This is a genomic window from Edaphocola flava, from assembly GCF_004118155.1.
Classification (GTDB): domain Bacteria; phylum Bacteroidota; class Bacteroidia; order Chitinophagales; family Chitinophagaceae; genus Edaphocola; species Edaphocola flava.
This window is the reverse complement of sequence record NZ_SAIQ01000002.1, coordinates 661508-675149: the sequence shown is the minus strand read 5'-3', so window position 1 is coordinate 675149 and position 13642 is coordinate 661508. Positions and strand designations below refer to the sequence as shown.

The window sequence follows — 13642 nt, the reverse complement described above, 5'->3', positions numbered from 1 at the left end:
AATAGATTTGTAAAAACACACGATTTAACTATATTTTATATAATTATTTGTTAAAAATATTAGAATATGCTCCATTTCAGCCCCGCGCAGCCCGAACATCTTCATTTCATAAACCGCGTTTATAACGATAGCATACCAGCCGGACTGGCCACTGCTGACACAGAACCCCTTCCCTTTTCTGCCCGTGAAGAATGGTATGAAGCGCACCAGAAAAGTGATCGCCCGGTATGGATCTTAATCAATGAAGCCGGCGCGCCTGCTGGCTGGCTTAGCCTCAGCAATTTTTATGGCCGTCCTGCTTACCGCAACACCGCCGAAGTGAGTATGTATATTGCAAATGAGCACCAGGGCAAAGGGTATGGCAAGATGGCGCTGAACCAGCTTATAGAAATGGCGCCCGAACTGGGCATTTCCAACCTGCTGGGTTTTATCTTTGCACATAACGAGCCCAGCCTCAAACTCTTTACCAGGGCGGGCTTTGAAGAATGGGGCCGCCTGCCGGAAATAGCACATATGCCGCAGGCTAAGCGCACACTGGTCATACTGGGTAAAAAGATATAAACCCATCACTTTTATCGCGTTTCAAATCAATATCTTACTATCTTTGTACCCACATTATGGACAATTCAAGAAAAATGGTAGTACCCCTGCCCGAATCTGATCTCAATAAAAAAGAACAAGTTGCCGGCATGTTTGACCGTATCGCCGGTAAATATGATTTCCTGAACCACTTACTGTCTTTAGGCATTGATAAAGGCTGGAGAAAGAAAGCCATTCGCTCTATTGAACCGATACAGCCTAAACAGATCCTGGATGTGGCTACCGGTACCGGCGATTTTGCTATTGCCTGCCTGGCCATCAGTCCGGACAAAGTAACGGGTGTGGACATCTCTGAAGGGATGCTGGCTGTAGGGCGTACCAAAATGAAGGAGAAACAGCTGGAAGATAAAATCAGCCTGATGTACGGAGATAGTGAGCAATTACCTTTTGAAGATAATAGTTTTGATGCCATTACCTGTGCCTATGGTGTACGTAATTTTGAAAACCTGGAGAAAGGTTTGAGCCAGATGCAGCGCGTACTGCGCTCCGGTGGCCGCCTGGCCATACTGGAGTTTTCGCATCCGAAAAAATTCCCGTTCCGTCAGCTGTATAAGTTTTACTTCCGGTACATTTTGCCGACCATCGGTAAAGCCGTATCCAAAGATGCTACAGCATACACTTATTTACCACAGAGCGTGGCGGCCTTCCCTGAAGGACAGGATTTCCTTAAGATCCTGACCAAATGCGGCTTTAAGCAAGTAAAAGCACGTCCGCTGACATTTGGCATTACCACACTGTATACCGCTGAGAAATAAAAAGAAAACAGTATATTTACCCTGTTATAACAGATACTAAAGCCTCGTCGGCTTTCGTTTTTACCATACACTGAACGTATAATGAACATACGCAATTCTTATCTCACACATCTAAGCCGGTATATTATTGGTGCTGCGGTATTATTGTTTGCTGCAAAGCAAACTGCTACAGCACAGGAAAAAGTAATGAATATGGAGGAGCACGACAGTAAGTTATATTACTTCGGGCTGACCTTCGGTGCCAATGCCTCTGCATTCAAGATTAGCAATACCAACTATTTTGTGCAGCAGGATACCTTTCAGGTGATACAACCTAAATGGGGTCCCGGATTCCATATCGGGCTGATGGGCTCTTTAAGAATCAACAAATTCATTGACCTGCGTTTTATACCCGGCGTTGTATTTGCAGAGAAAGGGATACGCACGGTGAGCCGAAGCGGCATCGTCCAGGACAACAAGATCGAATCGATATACGGGCAGCTGCCCTTGCAGTTAAAGTTCAAGAGTGACCGCATACACAATTTCCGTTTTTACGGCTTGCTGGGTGGCCGCTTTGATTATGATATGGCCTCCAATGCCCGCTCCCGCAGATCGGACGAGGTATTGCGTATAAAGCCTAATGATCTTTCTGCCGAGGTAGGCTTCGGGCTGGAATTTATATACCCTAACTTTATTTTCTCTCCGGAGATCAAGATCAGCCAGGGCATGATGAACAATCACTTCCCTGATAATACCATTCCATTATCCAATGCGATTGACAAAATAAACAGCCGCATGATAACTTTTTCGATACAGATACAGGGATAGTTCCCTTAAAAAAATATCAAATTACAACCCGGTGTATATTTCTTCTTTGTACTATACACCGGGTTATTTATTTTTGTCCGGCAGAGACAGAACCGGTGTACACAGATATTTCCTTATTCTTAAAAAATTTGCGCACAGCAAGTACGCAAGTATTGATCAATTATGTATCCTGACTTCCACTACCTCATCCGGGGACTCTTCGGTATCGACATCCCGGGGCTGAGCATCCTGAAGACATTCGGCTTCTTTGTTGCACTCGGCTTCATCTTTGGTGCACTGGCACTGCAGAAAGAACTTAAGCGCAAAGCAAAAGCCGGTTTGATACAACCGGATATCCGCATCAATAAAAAGACCGGCCAGAGTGAAAAAATCTATCCGCAACAGAGGGTATCGGATATTATTTTCGTAGCTGCTATTGCAGGCTTTATCGGTGCCAAAGTATTTAATGCTCTGGAGACCTGGAGCGATTTTATTCAGGATCCTATCGGCAGTCTGTTTTCCCGCAGCGGGCTTACCTTCTATGGTGGTCTGATACTGGCTACTGTTGCCTTATATTATTTCGCCAGAAAAATAAAACTGGACTTCAGGCATCTTTGCGATGCAGCGGCACCAGCATTGATCCTGGCTTATGGTATAGGCCGTCTGGGTTGTCACTTTGCCGGCGACGGAGACTGGGGTATCTATAACAGTGCTTACGTAAGCCAGGCCGATGGTACGGTAAAAACAGCCACTATTGAGGAATACAACCAGGTGGCTGCCGAAAAGGGACAATATATGCAACACTTCGAAGGTAAGATTCCGCATATCTACTACCCTGCCCCATCTGTACTGCCGCGCTGGTTTGTAGCTATGAACTACAAGCATAATGTAAACAATGAAGGTATGCCGATTGCCGGTGACCAGGAGGAATATAATTCCGTATTACCGGTTGCCGTATTCCCTACTTCTGTATGGGAGTTCCTGGCTTGTGTATTCATCATCTTCCCGATATTGTGGAGCCTTAGAAAAAAACTTAATGAGCCCCTGCAACTATTCGGTCTCTACCTGATCTTTAACGGGCTGGAACGCTTCCTGGTGGAGAAAGTAAGGGTCAATACAAGATATGACCTGGGCTTTATACACCCGACGCAGGCAGAGATCATTTCCTCCTTGCTGATCCTGGCCGGTATTATACTGCTGGTTCGTAAAACGAAACGGTCCAGAGCCATTCCTGCTTAATTCTTTACTAATCCATATATACCAAAGCTGCCGGCCTTTTAACAAGTTCCGGCAGCTTTGTTCTTTTACAGACCGCAGATAATTCGTATATTAGCATAAACAATAACACCCTGTATATGAGGAATTATGAAACATTATCGCAGGCTACAGATGATCTTGCTAAAAGAGGTTATACACTGGATTTCAACCTTACAGAAGAGGGACTGTTATGTGATGGTGTGCAATGCAGCATCGCTGATTTCGTGATCGTTGAGTTCTACCGCTTCGAAGGATTTTCCAGCCCTGATGACCTGGCTGTTGTCTATGCACTGGAAAGATCAGATGGCGGCAAAGGCATACTGGTAACCGGTTACGGAATATCGGCTGACGGCCCTGGTGCGGCCCTGATCAAAGGCATGAAGTTTAAAGACGGAATGCATCCGCAATAAATAGAAAAAGGTGTGTAAGCTAGGCTTACACACCTTTTTCTATTCTATTACGCGGGTTATAAATTTCAATCTGCGTACATGTACGCCTTCCAGTTCGCTGATCATCACTTTTTTAGAGGCTGCATGTATGAACCATATTCTGTCTCCGGATACCTTTGATACAATACCGATGTGACCTATGGTTTTGTAATCATCATACAGGGAGAACAGCAGTAAATCGGCTGGCTTTACCTGTTTGATGCTGATACGCTTTCCAAAACCAGCATATTGTTTTGTCGTGCGGGGCACCATGATTCCGAAATGATGATACACATATTGTACCAGTCCGGAACAGTCAAATCCGCGCTTCGGATCTGTACCGCCATATACATATCGAACCCCTAAAAAGTTTTCGGCATAGTTCACAATTGCTGCGCGATCTTTATTGCGGGCGGGTTGTGTCGCTTCTGCATTGCGATCAGGTATGTTACGGTTACGTTCAGCATGTTTGCGGGTACCACAGGCGGTTCCTACAATCAGCCACAAGGCTGCAATCCAGATCCAGGACAATCGTTTCATATATTCGGAAGAGACCAGTTTTTCAGTTTAGACATAATACGGATGACCACCACGACCAGTACACAAAATACCATGGACCAGTCTTTGGAGACATCTGCTCGTTGCAGTAAATAATAAAGTATGCCCCCGATAGCACAAACAGTGGCATACATCTCACCATTCTTCAGCAGGGCCGGAACACGGTTACATAAAATATCGGATAGTAAACCTCCAAAAGTTGCCGAGATCACCCCCAGCAGAATAGCATAAACACTATTGGCACCATAAGCCATGCTACGCTCTATACCCAGTATGGTAAACATACCAAGACCTATGGCATCGGAGATAAAGATAGTTTGCTTGAATTTCTCAATATTTTTCTTCGACAGGAACACGATAAAACTAGCCGTGAGCACCAGTGCAAGGGAAAGATAATTATTGATCCAGTTTACTGGGCCTATACCCAGCAGTACATCGCGCACCGTACCACCACCATAGGCCATTACAAATGCAATCACCAGACCACCCAGTATATCCATCTCATTGGTACGGGCCTTAAGCGCACCCGCTACCGCAAAAACGAAAATACCTATATAGGAAATGATATCAATTACATTCATATGGCAACAATTACCGGGCAAATCTAAAACAAAAAAGAAGAAAGGCCTGCTTAAGCGAGAATCTATTTGTAATTTGCGCCCAATTAAGAAACATCGTTTATTATATATATGAATCGTCAACAACTCAGAGCGGCCATTGTAGCCAAGAAAAGTTTTTTATGTGTAGGTCTGGATACAGACATCACCAAACTACCGGAACACTTGCTGGAGACCGAAGATCCTGTTTTTGAGTTTAATAAAGCGATCATTGATGCGACTAAAGACTATACCGTATCGTATAAAATCAATACAGCTTTTTATGAGGCTATGGGTGTGAAAGGCTGGATAAGCCTGGAGAAGACCCTGAACTATATTCCTAAAGACATCTTCACTATTGCTGATGCCAAGCGCGGCGATATCGGAAATACGGCAGATCAGTATGCCAAAACATTCTTCCATACCTACCCTTTCGACAGTGTAACGGTTGCGCCTTATATGGGTCATGACAGTGTTACTCCATTCCTGAAATATGAGGGTAAATGGGCTATTGTGCTGGGATTGACGAGCAACGCAGGCAGTGCCGATTTTCAGCAGCAGCCATTCAAAGATGGTAAGTTGTATGAAGCGGTTTTACAAACTGTTGCATCCTGGGGCACACCAGAGAATACAATGTTTGTGATCGGTGCGACCCGTATCGAATACCTGGAGCGCGTGCGCCAGCTGATTCCGGACCACTTCCTGCTGGTACCTGGTGTAGGGGCACAGGGTGGCGATTTACAGACCGTAGCCAAAGTGGCTATAAATAAGGATTGCGGCTTGCTGGTGAATGTATCTCGCGGCGTTATATATGCTGGTAGCGGTACAGACTTTGCTGCTGCGGCTCATGATGCGGCTAAGGCTTACCAGGAAGAGATGGCCGGATTATTACAACCTATTCTTTAGTTTTTATTTTTTGCAGCATACCTTATGCGTATAGATATTATTTCTGTTGTACCAAAATTATTAGACAGTCCATTTGCCCATTCCATCATGAAGCGGGCACAGGACAAAAACCTGCTGGAAGTGCACTGCCACGACCTGCGGACGTATACTCCTTACCGCCAGGGACAGGTAGATGATTATCAGTTCGGCGGTGGTGCCGGTATGGTAATCATGCCGGAACCACTGGCCATATTAATCGACAAATTACAGGCTGAACGCACTTATGCAGAGATCATATTTATGACTCCGGATGGTAAGACCTTTAATCAGTCGATCGCTAATCGCTTATCGCTGGGTGGTGATCTGATGATCATCTGCGGGCATTACAAAGGTATTGATCAGCGCATCCGCGATAAGTATGTAACCATGGAGTTATCTATAGGAGATTATGTATTGAGTGGCGGAGAACTGGCCGCTGCTGTTGTGGTCGATGCTATTGGCCGATTGATACCGGGTGTACTGAACGATGAGACCTCTGCCCTCTCCGATTCATTTCAGGACAATCTGCTGGCCCCACCGGTATATACCCGTCCCCAGGACTTCCGAGGTATGCCGGTACCTGCCGAACTAATGAGTGGTAACCATAAAGTAATTGAAGAATGGCGATACAAACAGTCCGTACAGCGCACACTGGAGCGCAGACCAGATCTGATGGGAGATGAGGAACACGGACATTAATCATAAAAAGAAAAGGGAGCTGTATCAGCTCCCTTTTCTTTTTATAATATCACTACTCTATTGGTAGGTGTTGTCTTGTTTATCGAAGTCAAACTCATGCATTACATCCGGTTTGGAGCTGATGATTTTGTACAGGGTAAAACAGGCGATACCGGCACAAAGGTAAGCCAGCAGTATGATCACAATTGTATCCTGTTGTAATAATCCGGCAATAAAGCCCCCGGCAAACTCTCCCAGTATCCAGGCCATTACAGCGTAAAAGCGCCACCAACCAACCGGCAGCCCTTTTTCCTGGGCTATGCTACCGATTTTGCGGGCGAAAAAGATAATTCCAATAATCTCTAACATAGATGACAAATATTTATATCACAATGATAATAGATATTTATTAAAATTCAAATAAACTTATCCTTAAATATCAATGAACGGGCATGCGGTCAATAATCTTTACCCGTTTTGCCCCGGCTGATCACGCCGGCCAAGAATATAAACGACCAGGCCCGAACCAAAATTAATTATGGTCTGGATAAATATAAGAGAAAGACCCAGCAAGAACCACAATAAACCTGTTCCTCCTGCACTTTCATACCGGAGTAAGTAAAAAAACAAGACAGAATAAGCAATTTGCACAAGCAGATTAACGATTACAATATTTCTGGAACTCATGTTTCTCCATCGTTTGCCGATATAGGCAAACGTAGCGATACCGAACCAGCTAAGCAGGTATGCCCCTATAATGATGATAGTATCCTGCGTCATAAAATTAATATCTCAGAAATACTTCCGTAGCCCCGAAGCCGTATTTACTACTGTACTTATTCTCAAAAAGTCTTACTTCCTTTTTCATTCTTTTCAGCAGGGCATGTACTTCTTCTTTTAGTTTGCCCGACCCTACTCCATGAACGATAATGATGGACGGCTGCTGATGGTGTACCGCATCAAGAACAGCTTCTTCGCAGGCTTGTAATTGCGCGCTCAGCTTTTCAAAATTGCCAAGACCTATATAGTCATCCAGTAAGTTCTCGATGTGCAGATCTACGGTTGTAGATAGTTTAGGTCGTTTTTTAAATTGGTATATATTGGCTGGTTTGGCCTTAGGCACCCACAGGTCCTTTGTCAGTTCTTTAGTGTCAATTATGGGAAAGTCTGATGCAATACTCCAGTGAAAGAGCGGCTGATTCTGCTCCTGTATCTGCTGTATCTTCTGGAAGATCTGTTTTGGTTTGATTTTCAGCTGGTGTTCCAGCAGTTTATACTCATGCTCCTTACCTATACCCCTGATCTCGAAATCGAAATGCAATCGCTCGTTCACCAGATCGAACCGGATATGATGCAGGTATAAATGCTGATAAGGGTAAACGGTGGTACCGAAAGAAAATTCTTTGCCCAATGCGGTAACACAATCGTATTTAAGCTTGAGGGTATATTCTGTCTGGTTGATGAAATAGAGCTTTAGCTTGGCCAGCTCCTCTTCCTGTGCATCAAAATGGTATACCGGCAAGAAGGCCATATGAAAGCCGGGCTCCATACCGGAATGCATTTTAGCCCCCTCTGCAGCGGACACCTGGTGCTCTGCCGGGAAATCATCTAAACTAAGCGCTCTTTTCCGTGCATTCATCTTTTTTGAAGTAAACCAATCCAGGTAAGGATGCTCCAGTTCGTCGGTAAATGCCGGGAACCGGGTGTTCAGAACTTCTACTTCAACCATCTGATCATTAATCAGTTCTACTACCTTTCCTTCCTCTTTTGTATGCTTCACAATTACCTTATCACCAACGGAAAATTTCATGCTACAGTCTTTATGTTAAATTATGCGGACAAAGATACTTTATATCAGCTACATAGGCTAAAAACCGCTAAAATACTATGAAAATCAATGGTTTGGCAAAATGCTAAAATATATATAACAAATTGAAATTAAACTGTTATATTTGCCCACTTGAATAAATTTTGTTAATTAAAGTCATAACATCACTATTGGTATGCAATTAAAAGGATTGGTAAAGTTTTTTACCGCGGCCCTGATAGTCTTTTCCCTATGGAGATTATCATTTACATTCGTCGCACACAACGTAGATGCGAAGTACACTGCAATGGCATCAAAGCAGATCAATCAACAGCATCCGGAAGCTACCGGCGCTGAAAAGCAAGAATTGATCGATAGAGCTTTCGTGCACATTACAGATAGTCTTCGTGATGAGAAAGCATTCAGTTTCTTAGGGGCAGAATACTCTTACCAGGAGTTAAAATCAAGAGAGCTCGCCTTAGGTCTGGACTTACAGGGTGGTATGAGTGTAACGCTTGAAGTTGGCTTAGACGGTCTGTTACAATCCATGGCAATCAACCCTAAAGATCCGGGTTTACTGAGCGCTATCGATATCGCTAATAAGAAATACGAGCAACAGCCTGAAAACTATATTACATTATTCAGCAACGCTTATAACCAGGTTAATCCGGGTGGCAGACTTGCATCTTTATTTGCCAAGCCAAACCAAACTGCTATCAATAGCAACAGTTCTAACGAAGAAGTACTGGCGTACATCAGAAAAGCTGCCGGTGAAGCTACCGAAAGCACGTACAAAGTTCTGGAAACCCGTATTGACAAATTTGGTGCTACGCAACCTACTATCTCTTTAGATAAAGAAAAAGGTATTATCAACGTAGAACTGGCTGGTGTAAAGAATCCTGAATCGATCAGAAATACCCTGCAGGCAACTGCAAAACTGCAATTCTGGGAAGTTTACTCTAACCAGGAGCTGGTAGCTTCTGTATTTAAAGCTGACGAAACACTGAAAGGATACTTTGCCGGTGAAAAACCTGCTGCTGATACAACCAAGAAAGCTACTGATACTGCTAAAACTTTAGCGGCAAAAGATACTACTGCTGCAAAAGACGGTAGTCTGACGAGCATTCTGGGCGATACCAGCAAAGCCGGTGCTAAAGCTGGTGCTGCAAATCAATCTTTATTTACGTACATGACCCCAATGGTTGACCAGCAAGGTCAGGCTGCTGAAGCAAGCATCATTGGTCTTGTTGACCGTAAAAACAAGGATAAAGTTTTAGAATTACTGAACATGGATGTGGTAAGAAAAGAATTCCCGTCTAATGTTAAGTTCTTACTGGGTGAAAATCCATATGCTAAAGCTGGTGACAAAAAAGACAAAAACCCTAAATTAGGTGTTTATGCCATCAAAACATTACCAGGTACAGATGATGCTAAACTGGAAGGTGATCACGTAAAAGATGCCCGCTTTGACTATCAGCAAAACGGACAGGCTGAGATCTCCCTGGAGTTTGACCCACAAGGTTCTTCTATCTGGGCTAAAATGACTAAAGACAATGTTGGTCATCCGATCGCTATTACTCTGGATGACTTTGTATATTCTGCTCCTAACGTAATCAATGAAATTTCTGGTGGTCGATCTTCTATCACCGGTAACTTTGATGTTACTTCCGGTACAGAACTGGCTAACATCCTGAAAACCGGTAAACTGCCTGCTCCTGCGAAAATCGTTCAGGAACAAGTGGTAGGACCTACCCTGGGTGCGGAGTCTATTGATGGTGGTATCAAATCATTCGCAGTTGCCTTCCTGGTAATCTTCGTACTGATGGTACTGTACTACAATACTTCAGGTATCATTGCTAACATCGCATTATTATTAAACCTGTTATTCACTTTCGGTTTGCTGGCTGAGTTCGGTGCAACCTTAACAATGGCTGGTATCGCGGGTATCGTATTAGGTATCGGTATGGCTGTGGATGCGAACGTAATTATCTTTGAGCGTATTAAAGATGAACTGGCACTGGGTGATACTTATTCTGAAGCGGTAGACAAAGGGTACAAACGCTCTTATGCACCTATCCTGGATGGTCACGTTACCTCCCTGATCACTGCGGTTATCCTGTTGGTGTTCGGTATGGGTCCTATCCGTTTCTTCGCCCTGACTCAGATCATTGCCCTGGTACTGTCTCTGTTCACTGGTATCATGGTTTCCCGCCTGATCACAGATTCTTACACTAAGAAAGGTCGTCACTTCAAATATTTCACTAAGCTTTCTGAAAAAATCTTCCATAAAGCAAACTTCAAATTCATCGAGAAAAGAAAGATCACTTATGTTATCTCTGCTGTAATCATCGGCCTGGGTATTGCTTCTTTCTTCCACGGATTTGATTATGGTGTAGAATTTGACGGTGGTCGTAGCTATACCATCAAATTTGATCAGCATCTGAAAACAGAAGATGTTCGTGAAAAACTGACTGCTCACCTGGAGAAACACCCTGTTGTAAAAACAATCGGTACCGGTAACCAACTGAACATTACTACCGATTACCTGATCAACATGCAAGGTAAAGATGCTGAAACTAAAGTACTGACTAAATTATATGATGGTCTGAAAGCTGAGAAACTGATCCCGGCTAATGTAGACCTGGCTACCTTCTCTACAAGATATGTACAAAGTACTCAAGCAGTATCTCCTACTATCTCTGAAGACCTGAAGAAAGGTGCGATCAAAGCGTCTATCATTGCGATCGTTGCCATCTTCCTGTACATCTTCATCCGATTCAGAAAATGGCAGTACTCTTTCGGTACCATCATTTCCCTGATACACGATGCGGCACTGACTATTGCAGTATTCTCTTTCGCTAAGGACTTCGTACCATTCGCATTAGAGATTGACCAGCACTTTATCGCAGCCTTACTGACCGTAATCGGTTTCTCAATGAATGATACCGTTATCGTATTTGACCGTATCCGTGAGACGTTCCGCAAGACGCCAAATGCTGACAAAACAACTGTTATCAACCGTGCGATCAACGATACTTTATCCCGTACTGTAATGACATCTGTAACGGTATTCCTGACTGCAGTAATCCTGTTCATCTTCGGTGGTGAAGTACTGAGAGGTTTCGCATTTGCAATGTCTCTGGGTGTATTGATCGGTACTTATTCTTCTATCTTCCTGGCCGCTCCGGTTCTGGTAGATATGGATAAATCTGACTCTTTACGTGAAGAAGAAGACAAAGAAGAGCGTATCAAAAATCTGAAAGCACAAGCTTAATCAGATACACATAAAAAGGAATCGGGCGATGATCATATGATCATCGCCCGATTCCTTTTTATGTGTCATTCGCATGTAGTCAACTACTTTATTCTTCTGTTTTCTATTGGCATTACGTCATTTCTAGCACAGCGCAGCGGCTTCAAGAAATTTCCCTTTCCAAATGACACATATCTATTCTGCTCTGCCTTAGTCGATAAGACGAAGCAGAGCAGTACAGTACAGATCGCTCGAAACGGCATTATAAATCCGGCGTTAATAAAATCATTGGCTCGGTCGATTAAGTCGGAAACCACTGTCTGAGCGCAGCGAGTTTGCGTTTGCGACCGACCGACACATTGATTTTTAGCCTAGGATTTATACAGCCTTGATTTTTGGGCGGCACCTTTTGCATCAAGGCAAAAGGTGCCAAATCAAAACAGTGTAACATAATTATCTGGTTCCTACAAGCAGATACTCAGTTAATGTATTTCCACTATTTCAAGAGATTTCTCATAATGCCGATGCTTTCTGCCAGTTGCTCTTTTGTCGAAGAGGCAAAGCCCAGCCGCACAGCATTTTCATTATAACCTGGATACTGATGCATTACTCCGGCAGAAAGGTATAAGCCTCTGGTATAAGCCTGCTTAGAAAGCTTTTGCAGATCGACTGATTTATCAAATTTTGTCCATACGGTCATTCCCCCTTCTGGTATAGAAAAGTCCACCAGCCCACCCAATTCCTGTTGCAAGGCATCGCAGAAAAAGTTCCTTCGGTCTTCATATACTGTCAATGCTTTGCGCAGATAGCGTTGAATAGTACCATCATTCAACAACTCGGACATAGCATTATCCAGCACATGATCGCCCTGCCTGTCCAGCAATATCCGTACATTAGCCAAGTGTTCAATTACATTTTCCGAGGCCACCAGGTAGCCCATACGGAAAGCCGGTGAGAAGCTTTTACTAAAAGAGCCGCAATAGATAACCATACCATTCTCATCTGCACTGGCCAGGGGCAATAAAGGTCTGTGCCGGTAATGGAAGTCAAAATCATAATCGTCTTCAAAAATGATAAAGCCGTATTCATTGGCAAGGCGTAACAATTCCAGTCGGCGATCGATGCGTAAGGATACCGTTGTAGGATAATGGTGATGCGGGGTTACATACACCATCCTTACTTTTTGTTGCTTACAGATCTGCTCCAGGGCTGCAACCACTATGCCATGCTCATCTACAGGTATACCAATATGCCTGGCGCTGGCATGAAGGAAATTATGCTCCGCCCGCTGCCAGCCCGGAATGCCCGAAACCACCACATCGCCCGGCCTGATCAGCGCATTGCAGACCAGGTTGATGCCCATTAATGTACCCCGCACCGACAGAATATTGGCAGCAGTTGTTTTTAATGCCCTCGTCTCATTCAGGTACGAAGACAGCGCTTCCTTATAGATTGCAGAACCATCAGGGTTACTATAGCTGCCAAATTTAGTGTACAATCCGCTGCGGGTCAGCTGTGCCCGGTATGCCCTGTACAGCTCTTTGATCGGCGCCAGTTTAGGATCTGGAAAACCATCATCAAGGTGGAGCGGAACGGAGGGTACAAAAAAGTCATTTTCAGGATAGGCACTGCGGTCTACAGAAAAACCGGCAGTCTTCCGGGCACGGTTTAAGGCGCTATCATCCCAGTGTTTGGGTTCAGACTCCGGGATGTGCATAGAAATGAAGGTACCCCGCCCTACAAAGCGCTCCAGCCAGCCCTGCATCTGCAGTTCCTCATACGCTTTTGAGACGGTAATCCTGTTCAGCCGCAGGAGTTGTGCAGCCGCTCTCGAACTCGGCAGTTGCAGTCCCGGCTTTAATTTCCCCTCTCTGATCAGTAAAAGTATAGCATCGGCAACCTGAAGGTATACCGGTCTGCTATCGGTATTACTGAACTGTATACTGCTGAACAAACTATCTGTAATTGGACTATCCATTTTATTAATATTGGACTACAAA

14 protein-coding genes are annotated in these 13642 nt (G+C 44.2%); 8 read left to right on the top strand and 6 right to left on the bottom strand.

The genetic code is table 11. The annotated features are described in order from the left end of the window. Positions 1–66: 66 nt before the first annotated feature. The 5 genes from EMP01_RS09190 to EMP01_RS09170 all read left to right on the top strand — a co-directional run bounded on the left by EMP01_RS09190 (position 67) and on the right by EMP01_RS09170 (position 3808). Positions 67–561, top strand: coding sequence for a GNAT family N-acetyltransferase (locus EMP01_RS09190; RefSeq protein WP_129021212.1), 495 nt, complete (start codon positions 67–69; stop codon positions 559–561). A gap of 56 nt (positions 562–617) precedes the next feature. After that, positions 618–1355, top strand: a complete 738-nt coding sequence (gene ubiE / locus EMP01_RS09185; protein ID WP_202616030.1) for a bifunctional demethylmenaquinone methyltransferase/2-methoxy-6-polyprenyl-1,4-benzoquinol methylase UbiE — start codon at positions 618–620, stop codon at positions 1353–1355. Positions 1356–1436: 81 nt separating this feature from the next. Then, positions 1437–2162 (top strand): type IX secretion/gliding motility protein PorT/SprT, encoded by a 726-nt coding sequence (gene porT, locus EMP01_RS09180; RefSeq protein ID WP_129021211.1) that lies wholly within the window; start codon positions 1437–1439, stop codon positions 2160–2162. A 162-nt stretch (positions 2163–2324) separates the two neighbouring features. Further along, entirely contained in the window at positions 2325–3380 is a 1056-nt protein-coding gene (locus EMP01_RS09175) for a prolipoprotein diacylglyceryl transferase (RefSeq protein ID WP_129021210.1), read from the top strand. A gap of 116 nt (positions 3381–3496) precedes the next feature. Then, positions 3497–3808, top strand: a complete 312-nt coding sequence (locus EMP01_RS09170) for a phosphoribosylpyrophosphate synthetase (RefSeq protein WP_129021209.1) — start codon at positions 3497–3499, stop codon at positions 3806–3808. A 39-nt stretch (positions 3809–3847) separates the two neighbouring features. On the opposite strand, the gene EMP01_RS09165 is transcribed toward EMP01_RS09170, so the two are convergent. Together EMP01_RS09165 and EMP01_RS09160 are read right to left on the bottom strand one after the other, a co-directional pair. After that, a complete protein-coding gene (locus EMP01_RS09165; protein ID WP_129021208.1) occupies positions 3848–4366 on the bottom strand; it encodes a C40 family peptidase in 519 nt (172 codons plus the stop codon). Continuing rightward, on the bottom strand, positions 4363–4965 hold the full coding sequence (locus tag EMP01_RS09160) for a trimeric intracellular cation channel family protein (RefSeq protein WP_129021207.1): 603 nt from the start codon (positions 4963–4965) through the stop codon (positions 4363–4365). Before EMP01_RS09160 ends, EMP01_RS09165 begins: the two co-directional genes overlap by 4 nt. A 108-nt stretch (positions 4966–5073) precedes the next feature. Between EMP01_RS09160 and pyrF the strand changes: the two genes are divergently transcribed. Both pyrF and trmD read left to right on the top strand, forming a co-directional pair. Beyond that, positions 5074–5886 carry an orotidine-5'-phosphate decarboxylase gene (gene pyrF, locus EMP01_RS09155; protein ID WP_129021206.1) on the top strand — a complete coding sequence of 271 codons (813 nt, stop codon included), beginning with the start codon at positions 5074–5076 and terminating at the stop codon, positions 5884–5886. Between the two features lie 24 nt (positions 5887–5910). After that, the gene (trmD, locus tag EMP01_RS09150; protein WP_129021205.1) at positions 5911–6603 is read left to right on the top strand and encodes a tRNA (guanosine(37)-N1)-methyltransferase TrmD; all 693 of its coding nucleotides are present in this window, start codon (positions 5911–5913) and stop codon (positions 6601–6603) included. A 57-nt stretch (positions 6604–6660) separates the two neighbouring features. Here trmD and EMP01_RS09145 read toward each other — a convergent pair whose 3' ends face one another. The 3 genes from EMP01_RS09145 to EMP01_RS09135 form a co-directional block, all read right to left on the bottom strand. Continuing rightward, positions 6661–6951 carry a hypothetical protein gene (locus EMP01_RS09145; protein WP_129021204.1) on the bottom strand — a complete coding sequence of 97 codons (291 nt, stop codon included), beginning with the start codon at positions 6949–6951 and terminating at the stop codon, positions 6661–6663. A gap of 99 nt (positions 6952–7050) precedes the next feature. Then, the gene (locus tag EMP01_RS09140; RefSeq protein ID WP_129021203.1) at positions 7051–7362 is read right to left on the bottom strand and encodes a hypothetical protein; all 312 of its coding nucleotides are present in this window, start codon (positions 7360–7362) and stop codon (positions 7051–7053) included. A 4-nt stretch (positions 7363–7366) separates the two neighbouring features. Next, positions 7367–8392 (bottom strand): Smr/MutS family protein, encoded by a 1026-nt coding sequence (locus EMP01_RS09135; RefSeq protein ID WP_129021202.1) that lies wholly within the window; start codon positions 8390–8392, stop codon positions 7367–7369. Positions 8393–8585: 193 nt separating this feature from the next. Here EMP01_RS09135 and secDF point away from each other — a divergent pair, with 193 nt between their 5' ends. Next, positions 8586–11663, top strand: a complete 3078-nt coding sequence (gene secDF, locus EMP01_RS09130; RefSeq protein WP_129021201.1) for a protein translocase subunit SecDF — start codon at positions 8586–8588, stop codon at positions 11661–11663. A 475-nt stretch (positions 11664–12138) separates the two neighbouring features. On the opposite strand, the gene EMP01_RS09125 is transcribed toward secDF, so the two are convergent. Further along, positions 12139–13620: an aminotransferase-like domain-containing protein gene (locus tag EMP01_RS09125; RefSeq protein ID WP_129021200.1), complete on the bottom strand. Its 1482-nt coding sequence runs from the start codon at positions 13618–13620 to the stop codon at positions 12139–12141. Between the last annotated feature and the right edge of the window lie 22 nt (positions 13621–13642).